Source organism: Flavobacterium sp. KBS0721 (assembly GCF_002007065.3).
Taxonomy (GTDB): Bacteria; Bacteroidota; Bacteroidia; order Flavobacteriales; family Flavobacteriaceae; genus Flavobacterium; species Flavobacterium piscis.
The window spans coordinates 976026-996269 of sequence record NZ_CP042170.1 but is presented as its reverse complement, the minus strand read 5'-3'; the positions used below and the strand labels follow the sequence as shown (position 1 = coordinate 996269).

The 20244-nt window shown below is 34.9% G+C and carries 16 protein-coding genes; 8 read left to right on the top strand and 8 right to left on the bottom strand.

The window, feature by feature from the left end:
• Positions 1-2: 2 nt before the first annotated feature.
• The 4 genes from B0M43_RS04560 to B0M43_RS04545 all read left to right on the top strand — a co-directional run bounded on the left by B0M43_RS04560 (position 3) and on the right by B0M43_RS04545 (position 5177).
• Entirely contained in the window at positions 3-2306 is a 2304-nt protein-coding gene (locus B0M43_RS04560) for a penicillin-binding protein 1A (protein WP_065451885.1), read from the top strand.
• A 278-nt stretch (positions 2307-2584) separates the two neighbouring features.
• Positions 2585-3286: a CoA transferase subunit A gene (locus tag B0M43_RS04555; protein ID WP_065451886.1), complete on the top strand. Its 702-nt coding sequence runs from the start codon at positions 2585-2587 to the stop codon at positions 3284-3286.
• Positions 3287-3527: 241 nt separating this feature from the next.
• Complete coding sequence (gene bla, locus B0M43_RS04550; RefSeq protein ID WP_078006683.1) at positions 3528-4427, top strand: class A beta-lactamase, subclass A2; 900 nt, start codon at positions 3528-3530, stop codon at positions 4425-4427.
• Between the two features lie 96 nt (positions 4428-4523).
• Positions 4524-5177 (top strand): CoA transferase subunit B, encoded by a 654-nt coding sequence (locus tag B0M43_RS04545; protein WP_078006684.1) that lies wholly within the window; start codon positions 4524-4526, stop codon positions 5175-5177.
• 138 nt (positions 5178-5315) lie between these two features.
• On the opposite strand, the gene B0M43_RS04540 is transcribed toward B0M43_RS04545, so the two are convergent.
• Complete coding sequence (locus tag B0M43_RS04540; RefSeq protein ID WP_078006685.1) at positions 5316-7970, bottom strand: TonB-dependent receptor; 2655 nt, start codon at positions 7968-7970, stop codon at positions 5316-5318.
• Between the two features lie 210 nt (positions 7971-8180).
• Here B0M43_RS04540 and B0M43_RS04535 point away from each other — a divergent pair, with 210 nt between their 5' ends.
• Entirely contained in the window at positions 8181-9068 is an 888-nt protein-coding gene (locus B0M43_RS04535; RefSeq protein ID WP_078006686.1) for an S-adenosyl-l-methionine hydroxide adenosyltransferase family protein, read from the top strand.
• A gap of 146 nt (positions 9069-9214) precedes the next feature.
• Here the strand turns inward: B0M43_RS04535 and B0M43_RS04530 are convergent, their stop codons facing one another.
• Positions 9215-9742, bottom strand: a complete 528-nt coding sequence (locus B0M43_RS04530; RefSeq protein WP_065451891.1) for a DUF6646 family protein — start codon at positions 9740-9742, stop codon at positions 9215-9217.
• A gap of 48 nt (positions 9743-9790) precedes the next feature.
• Positions 9791-10525, bottom strand: a complete 735-nt coding sequence (locus B0M43_RS04525) for a metallophosphoesterase family protein (protein WP_065451892.1) — start codon at positions 10523-10525, stop codon at positions 9791-9793.
• A gap of 188 nt (positions 10526-10713) precedes the next feature.
• Between B0M43_RS04525 and B0M43_RS04520 the strand changes: the two genes are divergently transcribed.
• The 3 genes from B0M43_RS04520 to B0M43_RS04510 all read left to right on the top strand — a co-directional run bounded on the left by B0M43_RS04520 (position 10714) and on the right by B0M43_RS04510 (position 13608).
• Positions 10714-11826: a hypothetical protein gene (locus tag B0M43_RS04520; RefSeq protein WP_078006687.1), complete on the top strand. Its 1113-nt coding sequence runs from the start codon at positions 10714-10716 to the stop codon at positions 11824-11826.
• Positions 11827-11933: 107 nt separating this feature from the next.
• Positions 11934-13016 (top strand): DNA polymerase IV, encoded by a 1083-nt coding sequence (gene dinB / locus B0M43_RS04515; protein ID WP_078006688.1) that lies wholly within the window; start codon positions 11934-11936, stop codon positions 13014-13016.
• 97 nt (positions 13017-13113) lie between these two features.
• Entirely contained in the window at positions 13114-13608 is a 495-nt protein-coding gene (locus B0M43_RS04510; protein WP_078006689.1) for a PAS domain-containing protein, read from the top strand.
• Between the two features lie 131 nt (positions 13609-13739).
• Here the strand turns inward: B0M43_RS04510 and B0M43_RS04505 are convergent, their stop codons facing one another.
• The 5 genes from B0M43_RS04505 to B0M43_RS04485 form a co-directional block, all read right to left on the bottom strand.
• Positions 13740-15344 (bottom strand): fumarate hydratase, encoded by a 1605-nt coding sequence (locus B0M43_RS04505; RefSeq protein WP_078006690.1) that lies wholly within the window; start codon positions 15342-15344, stop codon positions 13740-13742.
• A gap of 71 nt (positions 15345-15415) precedes the next feature.
• A complete protein-coding gene (locus B0M43_RS04500) occupies positions 15416-16144 on the bottom strand; it encodes a hypothetical protein (RefSeq protein ID WP_078006986.1) in 729 nt (242 codons plus the stop codon).
• A gap of 609 nt (positions 16145-16753) precedes the next feature.
• Positions 16754-17215 (bottom strand): IS200/IS605 family transposase, encoded by a 462-nt coding sequence (tnpA, locus tag B0M43_RS04495; protein ID WP_078006691.1) that lies wholly within the window; start codon positions 17213-17215, stop codon positions 16754-16756.
• 208 nt (positions 17216-17423) lie between these two features.
• Positions 17424-18863, bottom strand: a complete 1440-nt coding sequence (locus B0M43_RS04490) for a nucleoside recognition domain-containing protein (RefSeq protein ID WP_078006692.1) — start codon at positions 18861-18863, stop codon at positions 17424-17426.
• A 306-nt stretch (positions 18864-19169) separates the two neighbouring features.
• The gene (locus B0M43_RS04485; protein ID WP_078006693.1) at positions 19170-20243 is read right to left on the bottom strand and encodes a winged helix DNA-binding domain-containing protein; all 1074 of its coding nucleotides are present in this window, start codon (positions 20241-20243) and stop codon (positions 19170-19172) included.
• Position 20244 lies beyond the last annotated feature (1 nt).

The following is a 20244-nucleotide window of genomic DNA, read 5'->3' as shown; positions in this document are numbered from 1 at the left end:
ATATGGCCATTAAGAAAAACAAGCAACCTAATAGTAATAAAGATATTAACTACTATAAAAAGAAATTCTGGAGAGTTTTTGCATATACCTTGTTGGGTATTTTAGCTTTCTTTTTATTTGCCTCTTGGGGATTATTCGGATCGATGCCTTCTTTTGAAGATTTAGAAAATCCGGATTCTAATTTGGCAACAGAAATTATTTCATCTGATGGTGTAGTGATTGGTAAATATTTTAAAACCAACAGATCACAACTTAAATATTCAGATTTACCAAAAAACCTGGTAGATGCTTTGGTTGCAACCGAAGATGCCCGTTTTTATGAACATTCAGGAATTGATGGACGTGGAACTTTACGTGCTGCTTTTTCACTGGGAACCAACGGAGGAGCCAGTACCCTGACACAGCAGCTGGCAAAACAATTATTTCATCGCGGAGGATCTAGCTTTTTACCTTTTAGAATTGTGCAAAAGATAAAAGAATGGATTATTGCCATTCGTCTGGAAAGGCAATATACCAAAAATGAGATTTTAGCAATGTACTGCAACGTTTATGATTTCGGAAATTACGCTGTTGGGGTAAGTTCGGCATCTCAAACTTATTTTTCTAAAGAACCTAAAGATCTAACCATCGATGAATCGGCAATATTGGTTGGAATGTTTAATAATTCATCTCTTTATAATCCGTTGCGCAACCCTGTTGGTGTTAAAAACCGTCGTGATGTGGTATTGGGTCAAATGGTAAAAGCCAAGATGATTACTGAATCTCAAAAAAATAAGTATAAGGCATTACCAATTGCATTAAAATTCAAATTAGAAAGCCACCGTGAAGGAACAGCCACTTATTTCAGAGAATATCTTCGTGATTACATGAAAAAGTGGGTTGCCGAAAATAAAAAACCGGACGGTTCTGATTATGATATTTACAAAGACGGTTTAAAAATTTATACCACTATAGATTCAAGAATGCAGTTACATGCCGAAGAAGCGGTTTCTGAGCACATGAAAAATTTGCAACAACAATTTTTCATCGAACAAAAAAATAATAAAAACGCACCATTTGTAAATATCACTAAGGCAGAAACAGATAAACTTATGATGCAGGCCATGAAAAACTCAACGCGTTGGGCCATCATGAAAGATCTGGATAAAAGCGAAGATGATATCATTGCTTCATTCAAAGTAAAAACAAAAATGCGCATATTTACCTGGAAAGGTGAGCGTGATACTACAATGACTCCAATGGATTCTATCCGTTATTTCAAACACTTTTTACAATCTGGTTTAATGGCAATGGAGCCTCAAACCGGAAATATTAAAGCGTGGGTTGGTGGAATCAATTATAAATATTTTCAATACGATCACGTAGGACAGGGAGCAAGACAAGTAGGTTCTACATTTAAGCCTTTTGTTTACGCAACCGCAATTGAGCAATTGAATATGTCTCCTTGTGATTCTATTCTTGACGGACCTTTTATGATTCACAAAGGGCGTCATAATGTTACTGCAGATTGGGAGCCAAGAAACTCTGATAACAGATATCGCGGAATGGTTACCTTAAAACAAGGTTTGGCTAACTCAATCAATACCATTTCTGCAAAATTAATCGATCGTGTAGGACCGGAAGCTGTAGTTGAGTTAACGCATAAATTAGGGGTTAAAACCGAAATTCCGGCACAGCCTTCTATTGCTCTTGGTGCCGTAGATATTACGGTTGAAGATATGGTTGCTGCTTACAGCACATTTGCCAATCAGGGAGTGTATGTAAAACCACAATTTTTAAGCCGAATTGAGAATAAAAGCGGAGAGGTGATTTACGAACCAATTCCGGAATCTCATGATGTATTAAACAAAGATATTGCCTTTGCAGTAATCAAATTGCTTCAGGGAGTTACAGAAACCGGTTCTGGTGCACGTTTACGTACGCAAGGCGGTGGAAGTGGAGACAATCGATGGACGGGTTATCCTTATATGTTCAAAAATCCGATTGCTGGTAAAACGGGAACAACTCAAAACCAGTCTGATGGTTGGTTTATGGGAATGGTGCCTAATTTAGTAACCGGTGTTTGGGTAGGTTGCGAAGATCGTTCGGCACGTTTTAAAAGTCTAACTTACGGGCAAGGTGCAACTGCGGCATTGCCAATTTGGGGTTATTTTATGAAACTTTGTTACGCAGATCCGGGACTTCAGGTTTCGAAATCAGAGTTTGAGCGACCAAAAAATCTTTCTATAAAAGTAGATTGTTATAGTGCGCCAAAAGTAAAAGATACTACTGTAACAGAACAAAATACAGACGAATTCGAACTGTAATTTAAATTCTTTTAAATATAAAATTATCCTTTTGTGATTTTCTGAATTTCAGAAAACACAAAAGGATTTTTTTTGAATTGAGGGAAATTTTACCGCAAAGAGCGCTAAGATTTACGCAAAGTTCGCAAAGTATATTTATAAAAACTTTGCGAACTTTGCGGTTCTCCCTTTGCGGGCTTTGCGGTTAAAAAGTAGATTTTATTTTTTACGAAATCGTTATAATTTAATCTAAAAATGGTATTTTTATCAAAAATATACGGTAATAAAGAGCATTTATTATGATTACAAAAAAAGTAAATAACGTTCAGGAGGCTACAGAAGGAATAGAAAACGGAATGACCATTATGTTCGGTGGTTTTGGTTTATGCGGAATTCCTGAAAATACAATAGCCGCATTAGTAAAAACAACAGTTTCAGATTTAACTTGTATTTCGAACAATGCAGGGGTTGATGATTTTGGTTTGGGATTGCTTTTGCAGAAAAAACAAATCAAAAAAATGATTTCGTCTTATGTAGGCGAAAATGCGGAGTTCGAACGCCAGATGCTTTCCGGAGAACTTGAAGTAGAATTGACTCCTCAAGGCACTTTAGCAGAACGCTGTCGTGCAGCACAAGCCGGGATTCCCGCTTTTTTTACACCAGCAGGTTACGGAACCGAAGTTGCAGAGGGAAAAGAAGTTCGTGAATTCAACGGAAAGATGCACATCATGGAGCAAGCTTTCAAAGCTGACTTTGCCATTGTAAAAGCCTGGAAAGGTGACGAAGCCGGAAATCTTATTTTTAAAGGAACAGCCAGAAACTTCAATGCGTGTATGGCCGGTGCAGCAAAAATTACTATTGCTGAGGTCGAAGAATTAGTTCCCGTTGGTACTTTAGATCCCAATCAAATTCATATTCCGGGAATTATGGTACAGCGTATTTTTCAGGGAGAAAAATTTGAGAAAAGGATTGAGCAGAGAACTGTGAGGCAGAGAGCTTAATTATAATTAGATAATTTGGCAATTAGATAATTATATAAATATTGCAACAACGTTGCTTTAATTGCTATTTATTTTGTAATTCACTTGATAATAAAAGCATTATGTTTAATTACATAAAGTGAATGACTAAATAATGAGGTATTTTTTGAAAATATTTTTCTATTATTCAATTGCATAAAGTGAGTCATTATCTCATTAGCAAATTCTCTAATTGAAACATTAAAAAAAGACAAATTAAACTATGACTAAGCTTTTTTATATTATTCTGTTTTCATTATTGTCTTTTTCGACTTTTGCGCAATCAACCAATGAATTACGACAACAACTAAATCAAATCATTTCGTCAAAAAATGCAACAGTTGGAATTTCGATAAAAGGAATTGAAGATAAAGATACTTTGAGTCTCAACGGTAGCTTAAAAGCTCCTATGATGAGTGTTTTTAAATTTCATATTGCCTTGACGGTTTTAGATAAAGTCGATCAGGGAAAACTTTCATTAACACAGGAAATTTTTATTAAAAAGAAAGATTTACATGAAGATACGTGGAGCCCAATGAGGGAAGATTATCCTGATGGGAATGTGAATTTAACTTTAGATAAAATACTTCGATATACTATTTCACACAGTGATAATAATGGTTGTGATATTCTAATTGATGTATTGGGAGGAACAAAAGAAGTTCAGAAATTCATCAATAAACAAGGAATTAAGGATTTCGTGATCAAAGTAAACGAGCAACAAATGCGAACCTGGGAAAATCTTTATGTGAATACAACTACTCCATTGGCAACAACAGTGTTACTGGAAAAGTTCTTTAAAGGACAAATTCTAAAAGAAAGCACTACAAAGTATCTGTACCAGATAATGGTCGAAACATCGAGAGGTCTCACCTGGATGAAAGCGGGACTTCCTAAAAATACCGAATTGGCGCACAGAACAGGAATATCAGGAACCAACGATGATAATTTGAGAGTAGCAATGAATGATATTGGAATTGTAAAACTCCCAAACGGGAAACATTTTATTCTATCCGTTTATTTAAAAAATATCACAGAAAAACAAGAAGATACAGAGAAAATAATTGCAGATATAACAAAGGCAACCTGGGATTATTTCATCAAAAAAGACAGAACAAATTAGATAATTAGAAAATGTGATAATTAGATAATTGATTGATGATTGCGTAAAGTAATGCATTATCTAATTATCTAATTTCCAAACAGACACATTGTACTTATGTTGACAAAAGAAGATATTGCAAAACGAATTGCAAAAGAAGTAAAAGACCGTTATTTTGTTAATCTTGGCATCGGGATTCCGACTTTGGTAGCAAATTACGTTAGAGAAGACATAGCAGTTGAATTTCAAAGCGAGAATGGCGTTTTGGGTATGGGGCCTTTTCCTTTTGCGGGAGAAGAAGATGCTGATATTATCAATGCAGGAAAGCAAACCATTACGACGTTGCCGGGAGCAAGTTTCTTTGATTCGGCTTTTAGCTTTGGAATGATTCGCAGCCAGAAGGTAGACTTGACGATTTTAGGTGCGATGGAAGTTTCTGAAAACGGTGATATTGCCAACTGGAAAATTCCGGGAAAAATGGTAAAAGGAATGGGAGGCGCAATGGATTTGGTGGCTTCCGCCGAAAATATCATTGTGGCCATGATGCACGTCAATAAAGCCGGAGAATCTAAAATCTTAAAAAAATGCACTTTACCATTAACAGGCGTAGGATGCGTTAAAAAGGTTGTAACCGAATTAGCAGTTCTCGAAGTAACTGAAAAGGGTTTTAAGCTCTTAGAACGCGCGCCAGGTGTTTCAGTCGAGCATATCATCGCCTCGACAGAAGCTGATTTAATTATTGAAGGCGAAATTCCAGAAATGGCTATTTAGATTTACAACCAAACGATTTATGCCCCAAAGGCTCAAAGACACAAAGTTTTTTTAATAACAAAACCGCCTGATTTGGCGGTTTTTGTTTTTTATACTTTTTAAAATTTCTTTGCGACTTGGTGTCTTTGTGGCAATATGTTACAATGTAAAACTCATGCGTCCAAAGTAGTAAGCTCCCGTAGTTCCCATTTGTACAGGTGCATATTTGAACACTCCGTAATAACTGTTCTCGTAAATTTGTCTGTCCGGGAAAATATCAAATAAGTTGTTGGCTCCCAAAGCAATCTGGATTTTTGGAGTAATTTTATAAGCAACAGTCATATCGGTAACTACTTTTCCATTGTGTTTCTGGATGCCTCCAAAAGGGAAACCATCACGAATTACTTCTCCAAAATACGTATTTCTTAATAAGAAATTCCATTTTGTTAAACTGTAATTAATAGCAAAAGTACCTTTGTGTTTAGGAGTGTTGGTCTCGATCAGACTTCTTTCCTGAGGTCCGTAATACACATCTTCCTGGCCTACGAATAAGGCCGGAATATTATTCAGCTGATCATCAACTTTATTGTCGTTGTAGTTGTACAATAACGAAAGATTCATTTTTCCCGGACCAACATTCATGTCATAATCAATTACAACGTCAACTCCGTTTGTGGTCGTGTTGATGGCATTGGTAAAGAAACGTCCGGTTTGAGCTCCGTATTCTGCAAACAAATCGCGAAGCGCAGGAACTGGATCTCCATAAGCATCATTTCCTAAGTTTCCTGTAAGGATGATTCGGTTATCGATTCTAATGTGATAGTAATCAGCTGTAATATGTAATTTTTTTGTTGGAGAATAAACAATTCCAAAACTGTAGTTTTTCGATGTTTCTTCTTTTAGTTTAGGAATTCCAAGTTCTTTAGCAACATCGCTATCATTTCTAAAAATTCCCGAATTCAGGATTTGTCCGTCAACAGCATCAGTGGCAATATTGTTGAAGTATTGCTGGTGCAATGATGGCGCTCTAAAACCAGAACTAATCGCTCCACGAACAAATAGATTGTCTAAGATTTTATATCTGGCAGATAATTTTCCGTTAATGGTATTTCCAAAATCAGTAAAATCCTCGTAACGACCTGCAACGCCAATCAATAATTTCTCCGTAATATCGGCCTCAACATCAGCATAAACTCCAACGCTGTTTCTGTTTTCATTTACTTCATTCAAAGGAGAAAATCCCGGGAATGATTGTGCTCCGCCATTGATATAAGAGTTTTCTTCGCCAGGAACAATTTTGTATTTCTCAAAGCGATATTCACCTCCAAATGCCACATTCAATCCATGAAAAATATCTTTATATAATCTCGAAATGTCAGCATTTACCGTGTTTTGCAGGAAAGAGTGATTTCCGGCTTTAAAATCTGTCTGGCCATTATCGCCTAACGAAACGTTGTTGGTATTCGATACATCATAAATAAATTTGTTTTCACCGATAGTATTGCTCACATCCAATTTCCATTCTCCAAATTTGAATTTAAAACCAACCGAAGAAGAAAGATCTGTTACAACAGAATTCAATTCAGGTTGAAATCCGAAAGGGAAAATAGAAGCCACCACATTTTCAGTTTCACTTGGTAAACGTCTGAAACCGTAACCTGTACCTTCTCTATGGCTCACGCCTCCGTTTGCATAAAACTCAATTTGATCGTTTAATGGAATCGATGCATTAAAAAATCCCTGAATATTCTGAATTTTTGCATCTCCAATCTGAAAATTAAAATCATCACGAGTCAAACCATTTTGAGCCAATAGATTATCATCAATCTGGCGTGACTGTGCCGGATTATCAGCAAAATCATAAGCGAAGAAATTACCTTCAGCCGATTGATCAAAAATAATCAGGTTATTATTTTGAGAACGATTGGTTTTCTGACGATCATTAAATTCAGCCGAAAGGTTGATGAAACCACCTTTGTTACCAATTTTTGTTCCGTAGTTTAAGTTTACATTTGTGGTCTGTCCATCATTTCTGGATGTCGAACCATAAGTAGCGTTTACTTCTAAACCGGCATTGTCTTTTAAAACCAGATTGATTACACCCGCAATCGCATCAGAGCCATATTGCGCTGCTGCACCATCACGTAAAACTTCAATTCTTTTGATTGCCGAAGCGGGAATTGCACTTAAATCTGTTCCAACAGAACCATTTCCTACCGTATTTTGATAATTTACCAATGATGTAGTATGTCTTCTTTTTCCGTTAATCAAAACCAAAACCTGATCCGGGCCTAAGCCTCTTAACGAAGCCGGATCGATATGTTCCGTTCCATCCGCAGAAGATTGTCTGTTAGAGTTAAAAGAAGGAATCAAATAGGTCAAAATATCATTTGTGGTAGTTTGTGGTGTTGTATTTCTGATTTTTGCCAGGTTTACAACATCAACCGGAACTGCTGTTTCGAGTTTGCTTTTATTAGGATTTCTACTTCCTACGACTACAATTTCATCTAGACTATTATTTTCTAAAGCCAATTGCACTTCGATAATATGATCCTTTGCAACGACTTCTTTGGTTTGATATCCAAATAACGAAACAATAAGTGTTGAATTATTTGCAGAAGCATTAATTGTAAACTTTCCTAAAGCATCGCTTGACGCATTAATTTGAGTTCCTTTAATCAATATTGTAGCAAACTCCAGGGGATTTCCGTTTTCATTTGTAATCGTTCCTTTTATCTCGTGACTTTGCGCAAAAAATAAAGTGCTGGATAAAATAAGAATTGCTGTTATGACAATTTTTAATTTTTTTCTCATTGGTAATTTAGTTTTGTAATTGATTTAATAATTATTCAAAGATCCAATAGAACGGGTATTTGTCTACTACTTAGATAGGATAATGAATAAAATGCAAATGTAATTGTAAATAATCAAAATTGATTTATAAAATGATATTATTTGTAAGTTGATGGTGTCAGTTTTTGAATTTAATGAAATATCTTTGCTGAAAATTTAAAAAGAAAAAAAATGAAAGTACGTTTATTACTTTTTTTGTGCGCTATTACTTTTAATGGTTTCGCACAAAATAATGTATTAGTTTTTCAATCAGATTTTGGTTTGAAAGATGGGGCAGTATCTGCGATGAAAGGGGTAGCAATGGGAGTTTCGACCGATATTAAAATATTTGATGTTACTCATGAAATCCCGGCATTTAACATTTGGGAAGCAGCATATCGTTTGTCGCAAACGGCTCAATATTATCCTGCTGGAACCGTATTTGTATCAGTTTGTGATCCGGGAGTAGGTACAGCAAGGCATTCTGTGGTTTTGTTAACCAAGTCAGGTCATTATTTTGTAACTCCGGATAACGGAACTTTGACTCTAATTGCAGAACAATTAGGAATTCAGGAAATTCGTGAGATCGATGAAGTAAAAAACCGTCGTCAAAACTCAAACGAATCGTATACTTTTCATGGTCGTGATGTGTATGCTTATACAGGAGCTCGTTTAGCATCTAAAACTATTACTTTTGAACAAGTGGGACCAAAATTACCAAACGAAGTAGTAAAAATCGACTACCAAAAACCGGTTTTTGAAAAAGGCATCATCAAAGGTGGAATCCCGATTTTAGATATTCAATACGGAAATGTATGGACAAATATCGACAAGAAAACTTTTGCTAACTTAGATTTAAAAGCAGGTGATTTTGTTAAAATCCAGATTTTCAACGGAACTAAAAAAGCATACGAAGGAAAATTGAAACTGGTTAATACTTTTGGAGAAGTTGCTGTAGGTACTGATGTTTGTTACTTCAATAGTCTTTTAAACTTTTCATTGGCCGTAAATCAGGGAAGTTTTTCAGCAAAACATAAAATCTACAGCGGAGCCGACTGGAGTATTCTACTTAGTAAATAAGCAGTAAACCATATATACGAAATAAAAAACCGCCTAATTAGGCGGTTTTTTATTTATAATCTTTGCGACTTAGAGTCGTTGCGAGATTTTTTTCTTTCTTCAACTTTGCAAAAAAAAACTTAGTGTCTTTGTAGCAAAAGTCTTTTTTACAAATTAAAAGAAGCTCCTAAACTAAAAGTAAACTGATTGTTTAAGTGATCGAATACTCCGTCGTTGCTACCGTATTTTGCAATTGGAAAACCAAGTTCTGTGAAAACACCAAATCCATCAGTAAAAAAGTAACGACCACCAACATGACCGCCAAAATTGTGCAATCCTAAACTTAAACCAGGATAAACATCTAATTGATCAACACCAATAACACTGCTTAAATTAGCATTAATTCTGGCTTTAGCATCAAAACGATCACTAAAATCAGGTTTGTAATCATTGTAAGGAGTTGGGTTACTATGGTAAAAACCATTAAAATTATCTACACCCAATAAATAATTAGCAACAAAACCAAAAGAGAAATTTTCACCTAAACCAAAATCAACAGAACCCTGAATTCCTGAACCACCATCTTGTATGTTAGCACCAACGTTAACTTTAACATCTCCTTTTCCTTTAAAAGCTTGTTGAGCTTGTGTAAATCCAAATGATACTAAAAACAAAAGTGTAATAACCTTTTTCATAAACTTAAAAATTAATTATTTAAAAATGCAAAAATAGTTTTTTATGATCTAATTTCTGCCTTTTTCGTTAGAATACAATTCATTTAACGGGTCACTTTGCCAGAATTCCTTGGTATTCACGTCCATAATGGTCAAAGGGCCTCTAAAGGCAGCGCCGGTATCTACATTCCAAACGCAGGCTTTTTGTACAGGAATTGTTTTCCCAATTCGGGTAACAGGAGTGTGCCCGATATAAATTTCTTTATATAGTGTAAAACGTTTTGGATAAAGCAAATCATCAATCTTTAAATTAGGATCTAATGAAAGTGCCATTTCCCAAAGTGTTCTGTCCCAATAAAATAGTTTAGGGAAATATTCATATTTTACACCATTCAAATTAGTGAAGCCGGCATGAACAAAAAGGCGGTTTTCATCATCAAGATAATAATCCTCCAAAGATTCTAAAAAGCCAATATGAATTTGTTTTTTTTCTTCACTTACTTTTTCGTACGCCAATACAGTAGCTTCGCCACCGTGTTTGAACCATAAAGTTTCGTCGATCTCATCATTTTTGGTTTTAAACCATGACAATAATAATTCGTCATGATTTCCTCTAATGCAAATGCAGTTTTGTTTGCTTTGCAAGTCCATCAAATAATCGATTACTTGTGGTGACTGGCTCCATCCATCAACATAATCACCTAAAAAAATAAGAGTATCCCGGGTTGTAACTTTGGCTTTTTTCATCACTTGTTCAAGCGCGAGTAGTCCGCCGTGTATGTCGCCTATAACAAATGTTCGCATTTTTTATTATTTCATGTAGAAATACAAAAATAAAGAAAATGATTTGTTTGTGAACATTAAGTTGAGAATCTTTAATCAGGAAAAAAGTGGCTCATTTTATTTGAAAGAATTTTCGGTTAAATTTTTATTAAAAAATACAAGTTTAAAAATTTATATTTGCCAAAAATTACGCCTTAAAAAATAAGTCTATGAAATCAAAAATTACTTTATTATTTCTTCTTTCTTTATTTATAGTATCCTGTTCGGGTGATGATGATGCCAAATCTAAACAATTCGAGTTCTTAGAATTTGAGAAAGATGTTGTGCTGCCTTCTCTTAATAGTGGTGATATTACTTTTTTAGCAATAGATTTCGATACAAATTTAGGAAACTGGGATCTTAAACTTACTGATGAGGATGGTACTGTTTTAGCAGCTGTATTAGATCGCGTTGAAGATACTCGAATTGGTTTTGCTGATAAAAGGATTCAAAGAGTTGCATTTAAAGCTGCTCCTAAAAATGAAGGAGTCTATACTTTAGTTATTAAAAATAAGACAACAGATCAGGTTTATACGGATCATTTTATAGTGAGAAGTAAGACTTTTAATAAAATCAACTATCAATATGTTGAAGATTATACGATACTGTTTGCTCACAGTTCAAATGAACAGGAACCTACACAGGATTATATTTATTTTCATAATATAAAAAACACGATCCAAAGTAGTATTTTGACAAGTGGAATTTCAGGAATAAGATTAGAAGATGTATCAACGTTTAAATCGTATGATTTAGAATATTCTATTAATTCTAATACAAAAAAAGTAGAGTTTATAATTTCTAGCGGAGTTCCGGCAGGTAAATATTTCTTATCAGTAAGATATAACAATCTAATCGATACTTACTTTGAAAAAGACATTGTAGTACAGGAAGAAAAAATGCCAGTAATTTCATCTATTAATAAAGCTGCTTTTAAAGGTGGTGAAACGATGGTTTTGAAAGGAAGTAATTTTAGATATAATTTTAATTTAGATTTACTGCCAGGATCAGCATATCGTTATTATAAATCACGTACAGCATTAGTTTTTACTGATCTTTATGGTACGGGAGAAATTGAGTTAAGTGCTTATGAATCAGATGCTAGTTTTAAATATATGAATGCACAGGCCACTGAGGTGAATTATCCAATTCCTGTAAAAACAGTAGATAAGTTTTTTTTCTTTGTAAGCGATAAGGAAGCAACTTATTTTGAAGGAACAGTAGCTTTAAGAACAGGACCATATATTAGCGATCCAATGAAAATTAGAATAGATTTCAAATAAAACAGAATGATCTAATGAATAAGAAAAACTGCAGTTTTAAAAAAGCTGCGGTTTTTTTTATGACTTACTTCAACTCATTTTCAAGGTTTCCTGTTTAAATTTGCATAATGTCAGACACGCCAACATATCGAAAAATAATCCATGTTGATATGGATGCCTTTTATGCTTCGGTAGAGCAGATGGATAATCCTGCTTTGCGCGGAAAACCTATTGCTGTTGGAGGTTCAGAGAATAGAGGAGTGGTTTCGGCAGCCAGTTACGAAGCGCGTAAATTTGGTGTACGCAGTGCTATAAGTGGTGTTTTGGCCAAGAAATATTGTCCTGAAATTATTTTTGTACGACCACGATTTGATCGGTATAAAGAAATCTCAGGAAAAATTCACGCTATCTTTCACGATTATACAGATCTGGTTGAGCCACTTTCGCTCGACGAAGCTTATCTGGATGTAACCCAGAATAAAAAAGGAAATCCAAGTGCGAGTTTGCTGGCTCAGGAAATAAGGTTAAGAATTTTGAATGAAGTTGGAATTTCAGCTTCTGCGGGAATTTCGATCAATAAATTCGTAGCCAAAATTGCCAGTGATGTCAACAAACCAAACGGACAAAAAACGGTAAATCCGGATGAAGTTGAAGCTTTTCTGGAAGAATTGCCCATCAGAAAGTTTTATGGTGTTGGAAAAGTAACAACTGAAAAAATGTACCAGTTGGGCATTTTTACCGGTACAGATCTAAAAAGTAAATCGATTGAATTTCTGGAAAAGCATTTTGGAAAATCAGGCGCTTTTTATTACAATGTAGTTCGCGGAATTCATAATAGCGAAGTAAAATCACATCGTATTACCAAATCTGTTGCGGCAGAAAATACATTTGATGTCAATCTGACCTCTGAAATTTTCATGCTGGAACAGCTCGACAAAATTGCCACATCACTTGAAAGACGATTACAAAGACATAAAATTTCAGGAAAAACGGTTACGCTTAAAATAAAATACAGTGATTTTACGCAACAAACCCGCAGCAAAACTTTGCCTTATTTTATTTCAGATAAAAGTCTGATTCTCGAAACAGTAGAAGAATTATTATATCAGGAAAAAATGAAAGATTCAGTCCGATTGCTCGGAATTTCGCTTAATAACCTCAACACCGAAGAGAAAAAAGCGGTTGTAGTACAACTAAAATTTACTTTCTAACTCTTATTAAACAATCGTTAAATAGGGAATAAAATCAATTTGTGATGAATTTACGCTCTATCTTTGGTAAAAGACATTATTATTTAAATTATTCAAAATGAAAAACACCAATTTTGATGAAGCGTCGCATCGCAATTCAGTTCCTATCCTGGCATGGGATTTTCATTATGAATATTTAAATGAATTGAAAGCTATTTTCTCTGATTTGAAAAAAGTAAATAAAATTTCGAATCAATTCACCTGGAATGAAACACATTTGGAGATCGAAGAACGCATTAAGGAAGAAGTAATTTTAGTGACAGATCTTGATTTAAAGATCATTTTTGCCTCAAACGGAATCAGGCGAATGACCGGATACAAAGAAGAAGAAATCTTAGGGAAAACCCCAAAAATGTTTCAGGGTCCCAAAACCTCTAAAGTGGTTTTAAAAGAAATCAGAGAAGCAATCAAATTGCAGATTCCTTTTGAAAAAACAATTCAAAACTACAGAAAAGATGGCCGAACCTACAATTGTCAGATCAATGGAGCTCCAGTTTTTAACTTAAAAGGAAAACTGACGCACTTTATTGCTTTCGAGAAAGAAGTCGCATGATTTTGCCACAAAGTGTAATGATTTGCCACGAAGACACTAAGACACAAAGTTTTTTTATTCTCATATTTACTAAATAAAAAAGGCGCAAAGAAAATAATCTTTGCGCCTTAGTGCCTTTGTGGCTATAGCATTTATAAGTTTTCAAAGAAATCATTTCCTTTATCATCTGTAATAATGAACGCAGGGAAATCTTTAACTGTAATTTTACGAACCGCTTCCATTCCTAATTCCTCAAAATCAACTACTTCAACTTTTAAAATATTATCCTGAGCTAAAATTGCAGCAGGACCGCCAATAGAACCTAAGTAAAATCCGCCATATTTGTTACAGGCATCAGTTACTTGTTTAGTACGGTTTCCTTTTGCCAGCATAATCATACTTCCGCCATGTTTCTGGAATTCATCTACATAAACGTCCATACGTCCTGCAGTCGTTGGGCCAAAACTTCCTGAAGCCATTCCTTCCGGAGTTTTTGCCGGTCCAGCGTAATAAACAGGATGGTTTTTAAAGTATTCCGGCATTGGTTTTCCGGCCTCTAATAATTCTTTGATTTTTGCGTGTGCAATATCGCGGGCAACAATTACGGTTCCGTTTAGTTTTAAACGTGTTTTAATTGGGTATTGAGTTAGTTTAGCCAAAATATCAGCCATTGGCATATTGAGGTCAATTTCTACAGGAGCTTCTAAATGCGGAGCTGTTTCCGGTAAAAATTGTTTTGGATTTACTTCTAACTGTTCAACGAAAATTCCGTCTTTAGTAATTTTCCCTTTGATATTTCTGTCAGCAGAACAAGAAACCCCTAATCCAACCGGACAAGAAGCCGCGTGACGTGGCAAACGAATCACACGAACATCATGTGTAAAGTATTTACCGCCAAACTGAGCGCCAATAGCACTTTCCTGGCAAATTTGCTGTACTTTTTGTTCCCATTCGATATCACGAAAAGCCTGACCCGCCATGTTTCCTGAAGTAGGCAAATGATCGTAATATCCTGCAGATGCTTTCTTAACAGCACTTAAATTTGCTTCCGCAGAAGTTCCTCCAATTACTAAAGCTAAATGATAAGGAGGACAAGCCGAAGTTCCTAAGTCTTTTATTTTTGCGCGAACAAAAGCATCCATTGATTTTTCATTCAATAATGATTTTGTTTGCTGATATAGGTATGTTTTATTAGCAGATCCACCGCCTTTTGCCATGAATAAAAACTCGTACGAAGTTCCTTTTTTAGCATAAATATCAATTTGTGCCGGAAGATTCGATCCTGAATTTTTTTCTTCAAACATCGAAATCGGTACAATTTGCGAATAACGTAAGTTGCGTTTTTGGTACGTATTGAAAATTCCTCTGCTCAGCCATTCTGCATCATCAACACCGGTAAAGATACTTTCGCCTTTTTTGGCCATTACAATCGCTGTTCCGGTATCCTGGCAGCTTGGTAATTGACCTTCGGCAGCAACCGAAGCATTTTGTAATAAATTATAAGCTACAAAACGATCGTTGTCTGTCGCTTCCGGATCATCAAGAATTTTGCGCAGTTTTTGCAAATGCGTTGTTCTTAACATGAAAGAAACATCTGTAAGGGCTTCTTCGGCTAATAATTCTAATCCTTTTGGATCAACGGTCAGAACTTCACGTTCTCCAAATTGTTCTACTTTTACAAAATCAGAAGTAATTTTGCGGTACTGTGTATCATCCTTTAAAATAGGATAAGGGTCTTGGTATATAAAATCAATCATTTCTTTGTTTTTGACAAAGTTAGAAATTATTTACCTAAGAAAGAATTTGAATAAGCTATGTTTTAAAGTGTTTATTCTTGTTTATGAAAGTCATCAAAACTCATTTTTTTCTCAAAATAAGTCTTGTCTTTTGCCGAAAGCAATTGCTTTTGCCATTGATTTCCGCTTAAGCGAAAAACAATCGAATCAGAATGTTTTTCAGTTCCCATGTTTTCATCATTATCATCGGGTTCAAAAGAAACCGTTTTGCAGTAGAATGATTCAGGATTGGCTTTCGCCGAAGGATTTTCGAACTCGACCCAGCTTCCCCAACCGCTATCAGACATCGTATACCAATCATAAACCAATTGTATATCATTGTTTTTTAAATAATACAAATAATGACTTTGATTATAACCACAAGCCGGATATCCAAAACTAATTTGAATAAAGGGGGAATTTTTGGCACTTTCTGTTCCTAATCCGTAGATAGCGGCCCATTCAGAACCTTTATCGACTCCCTTGATGGTAATTTTTGAAGTAGTAGTTTTGGTTTTATTCTGATAAAAATCAAGTTGGTATTTTGCCGTAACAATACTGTCTTTGTCTGCTTTTTGCTCTAGAAGATTTGCCAGAATATAATTGTCCTCTGATGTCTCTCCATAATCAGCAATAGAAATTGTGTCTGTTTTTAAGAAATTCTCTTTAGCTGCAATGGTTTCGGTTTTAGTTCCCGGAGTTGCAGCGATTGCCTGATCGACTGGTTTTGGCTTTTGGCAACCAATTAAAAGGCATGCGATAAAAAGGTATTGTGGTTTCATTACTGTGTGGTATTTTATTAATTCAATGAATTGAAATTTGGTTTTATTTTTAAACCGGATTAAAATTGCTTGATTCATATTTTTAAACCGGATTAAAATCCGGCCCTACAATATAATCCGTTCCTCTGGAACTCTGAAAAACGGGCTATGGATCCGATATTTATTTAAACCGGATTAAAATCCGGCCTTACAATATAAATCGTTCCTCTGGACCTCTGAAAAACGGGCTATGGATCCGATATTTATTTAAACCGGATTAAAATCCGGCCCTACAATATAATCCGTTCCTCTGGACCTCTGAAAAACGGGCTATGGATCCGATATTTATTTAAACCGGATTAAAATCCGGCCCTACAATATAAATCCGTTCCTCCGGAACTCTAAAAAAAGAGCTATGGATCCGATTCTAATTTAAACCGGATTAAAATCCAGCCCTACAAAACAATCCGTTCCTCTGGAACTCTAAAAAAAAGAGCTATGGATCCGATTCTAATTTAAACCGGATTAAAATCCGGCCCTACAAAACAATCCGTTCCTCCGGAACTCTAATAAAGAGCCATCGGCTCGATCCATATTGTAGGGCTGGACTTCAGTCCAGTTTAAATATAATTATATTAAATTTTCAAAAATATATTTTTCATCGAATTTGACATTAAATTTATTTAAAAAAGAAATATATTCATCTTTGAAATTTTGATTTTTATGATGCTCCTCTTGATTAGCAATATATTTATATACAGCATCAATATGAGATTTGCTATAGGAGAAAGCACCATAACCTTCCTGCCATTCGAATTTATGTTTTGTTAATTGATGATCATTTATAAATTTTGATGATTTCCCTTTTACAATTTTCATTAATTCCGAAATTGAAATTGTTGGCTTAAGGCTGAAAAGACAATGAACATGATCTTCTGTTCCGTCTACAATTAAGGTTTTGCAACCCGTTTCATTTATTAAATTTCCGATGACACTTAATATTTTTGATTTGCAGTCACTTGTAATAATTGCTTCCCTATATTTTACTGCAAAAACTGCCTGAATATAAACTTGATGATAAGTATTTGACATTTTGTATTTGTTGGTAACGATTTAAATCCGCAACAATAATACAAAATATTCTTACAAAAAAATAAATATAATTGATTATATATTAAACTGGATTAAAATCCGGCCCCACAATATAAATCGTTCCTCAGGAACTCTAAAAAAAGAGCCGTAGGCTCGCCCTATATTGTAGGGCTGGACTTCAGTCCAGTTTAGATAAAATCATAATGATTTAAAAAAACCAAGTCGCCACAAAAATTGCCGTAATAACACAAATAAGATCCACCAGAAGCATTGTGCCCAATGCATAACGCGTATTTTTGATATTTACAGATCCAAAATAAACCGCAATTACATAAAAAGTACTTTCGGCACTGCACTGAAAAATGCTGCTCAATCTTGCGGTTAAAGAATCTGCACCAAATGTATTCATTGAGTCAATTAAAAATCCGCGTGATCCTGCAGAACTAAACGGGCGAAGCATAGCTACCGGTAATGCATTCGTAATTTCTTTACTTACTCCCATATTCGAAAAAACAAATGCAATTGCATCGCTTATGATTTCGAACAAACCACTGTTTCTGAAAAGAGAAATAGCCACTAACATTCCCAATACATAAGGAAAAATAGTAACTCCGGTTTTAACACCGTTGTTTGCGCCCACTACAAATGTCTCGAAAACAGTTGTATTAGCATCGCTAAATTTCTTTTCGTGTTTGAATGAAAAAATCAAAGTAAACGCAATAATTCCAATTAATATTAATCCCGAAAGATTAGAAGTAAAGTAGTTTTTTCCAATTAAATCTAAATGGTTAACGTACATCAGCAAACCAATAATCGCGGCAATTAATCCGATTAAGACAATGACAAGAGAAGCGCTTTTAAAATTAATTTTTTGTTTAATACCCACAATCAAAAATGCTGCGATAGTACCAATAAAAGAAGTAATAATACACGGAAGCATAACATCGGCAGGATTCGTAGCATTTGCCGCAGCGCGATACCCAATAATTGAAGTCGCGATTAAAGTTAAACCCGAAGCATGAAGACACATAAACATGATTTGAGCATCACTCGCTCTGTCTTTATCGGGATTTATTTCCTGTAAACTTTCCATAGCTTTAAGTCCAAAAGGAGTTGCAGCCGAATCTAATCCAAGGAAATTCGCAGCAAAGTTTAATGTCATATAGGATATAGAAGGGTGATTTTTAGGAATACTCGGAAAAACCTTTACAAATACCGGACTCAAAACTTTGGCTAATTTTCCGGATGCTCCTGAAATAATTAAAAGTTCCATTAATCCGCAGAAAAAAGCCAAATAAGCAATAAGTGGTAAGATCAAATCGACCAAAGTGCTTTTGCAGGTTGGTAATAAACCATCAGATTTTTGAAGACCGCTGAAAATTTTTACCGTTTTATTTTTATAAACATAAGTAGTATCCGCATTAAGAGTATCACGATTGATAATCATGGTCTGATCCGGCGCTTTCTGAATGCTGTCCTTGATAAAAGCAGGAAGTTCATGAATGTACTTTTCTGAGACCAGAATAGGATCGTCTTTTTTTCCGTTTATAACAGAATCGATAGTATAAGTGTTGGCAGTAAATAAACTGACCACAATAAAGACAATTGAGGAAATAAAAATCACTAACCAGAATCTACTTAATACCATAATGCTAATTTTTTTTGTAAATATAATTATTTAGCGATTGTATGCGCAAAGATTTTATAAAGTATACAAGAAGTATGATTAATTTTCTCGAGATTAATTTAAACAATATTTGATTTTATTGTAATAAATATTGATCAGATATCGCCCCGATAGGGCTTGAAAATCAAATTGCCGATTTGATTTCTATAAATATTACATTTCTAACGGAGTTTTCTGAGCCCTGTAAGGGCGTTATATTTATAGAAATGCTCGATTATTCTTTCCGCTAGCTCCTTAGGAGCGATATATAAAAATTAGAGAATCAAGTTATTCAATAACAACTTTAGTTCCCAGATAGTTCTCAAAAGCTTTTATACCTTCAAACAGAATTTCTTTTTTTGAACTTTCGGTTTCATTAAAAAATTGCGTTTCTATTTTTGCGTGATCTTTTTTGATCGTTCGTGTCCACGTTCCTATTACTCTTGCGTTTTCGAGAATAATAGGTTTGAAAATTCCATTATTGGTGAATGCTTTAGCTTGATGTTCTACTAAAATAGAAGCTTCACGGGTTTTATACGAAATTAAAATCTCATCAAAAGCCGGGAGAAAATGTACGCTTTCGCGGAAGTAGGTTTCATCAGAGATATCTTTTTTAAACCAGTAAATTTGATTTTCAATCTCGACCGAGTTCAATTGCAATTTAATTGCATTAATTGCCGTTTTGCAGGTAGTTGGCGGAAAACCAGACCACCACGAAAAGTCAAGAAGGGTAGCAGGACCATGACTTTCAAAATATCTTAGGGCTAATTTTGCTAAAGCTTCCTCTTTGGTGAACTTAGTTTTAGGTTTCGAAACCCTTTCTTCCAATAAGGCATACGTTATTTGTTTGCCTTTCATTTTTCCGTTGCATACTAAACCATCGAGTTCGGCATGCATCATAATAGCTGCAGCTAAAAAATCCTGACTTGAACTTTTTTTTATGTTGAGTTCCTGCATGATTTCGTCACGAGTTAAATGATTATTTCGGGCTAATAACTTTTCTATTTGAGAATTAATTTGGTTGAGCATCTGTACATCATAACCATATTTTTTGGCAGCAGAAATAGTCATTTTCTGAACTTGTGGTCTGGATAGATCCAACATCCAATAAATATCTTCTGCCGAAACAAAATGCCAGGTTGGTCTAAGAATATGCGTTCGGATAATTTGTGCCGAATTTATAGCTTCTTCAATTGCTGCTTCAGTAGCCGCGCATCTGGAACCAATTGCCCATTTCGCCATTGCATAATCCTGAGCCTGCATTGCGCACAGATGTTTTACAATTTCTTGTGGAGTATTTGGGCTTGTTTTATAAAGTTTCTGAGAAACAAGACGATAATGAGATATTTCCTGATGCGTCATT

What these genes read in the sequence shown, in the direction of transcription:
- B0M43_RS04560 (WP_065451885.1), top strand. Translation starts at nt 3, where the DNA reads ATGGCCATTAAGAAAAACAAGCAACCTAATAGTAATAAAGATATTAAC.
- B0M43_RS04555 (WP_065451886.1), top strand. Translation starts at nt 2,585, where the DNA reads ATGATTACAAAAAAAGTAAATAACGTTCAGGAGGCTACAGAAGGAATA.
- bla (WP_078006683.1), top strand. Translation starts at nt 3,528, where the DNA reads ATGACTAAGCTTTTTTATATTATTCTGTTTTCATTATTGTCTTTTTCG.
- B0M43_RS04545 (WP_078006684.1), top strand. Translation starts at nt 4,524, where the DNA reads ATGTTGACAAAAGAAGATATTGCAAAACGAATTGCAAAAGAAGTAAAA.
- B0M43_RS04540 (WP_078006685.1), bottom strand. Translation starts at nt 7,970, where the DNA reads ATGAGAAAAAAATTAAAAATTGTCATAACAGCAATTCTTATTTTATCC.
- B0M43_RS04535 (WP_078006686.1), top strand. Translation starts at nt 8,181, where the DNA reads ATGAAAGTACGTTTATTACTTTTTTTGTGCGCTATTACTTTTAATGGT.
- B0M43_RS04530 (WP_065451891.1), bottom strand. Translation starts at nt 9,742, where the DNA reads ATGAAAAAGGTTATTACACTTTTGTTTTTAGTATCATTTGGATTTACA.
- B0M43_RS04525 (WP_065451892.1), bottom strand. Translation starts at nt 10,525, where the DNA reads ATGCGAACATTTGTTATAGGCGACATACACGGCGGACTACTCGCGCTT.
- B0M43_RS04520 (WP_078006687.1), top strand. Translation starts at nt 10,714, where the DNA reads ATGAAATCAAAAATTACTTTATTATTTCTTCTTTCTTTATTTATAGTA.
- dinB (WP_078006688.1), top strand. Translation starts at nt 11,934, where the DNA reads ATGTCAGACACGCCAACATATCGAAAAATAATCCATGTTGATATGGAT.
- B0M43_RS04510 (WP_078006689.1), top strand. Translation starts at nt 13,114, where the DNA reads ATGAAAAACACCAATTTTGATGAAGCGTCGCATCGCAATTCAGTTCCT.
- B0M43_RS04505 (WP_078006690.1), bottom strand. Translation starts at nt 15,344, where the DNA reads ATGATTGATTTTATATACCAAGACCCTTATCCTATTTTAAAGGATGAT.
- B0M43_RS04500 (WP_078006986.1), bottom strand. Translation starts at nt 16,144, where the DNA reads ATGAAACCACAATACCTTTTTATCGCATGCCTTTTAATTGGTTGCCAA.
- tnpA (WP_078006691.1), bottom strand. Translation starts at nt 17,215, where the DNA reads ATGTCAAATACTTATCATCAAGTTTATATTCAGGCAGTTTTTGCAGTA.
- B0M43_RS04490 (WP_078006692.1), bottom strand. Translation starts at nt 18,863, where the DNA reads ATGGTATTAAGTAGATTCTGGTTAGTGATTTTTATTTCCTCAATTGTC.
- B0M43_RS04485 (WP_078006693.1), bottom strand. Translation starts at nt 20,243, where the DNA reads ATGACGCATCAGGAAATATCTCATTATCGTCTTGTTTCTCAGAAACTT.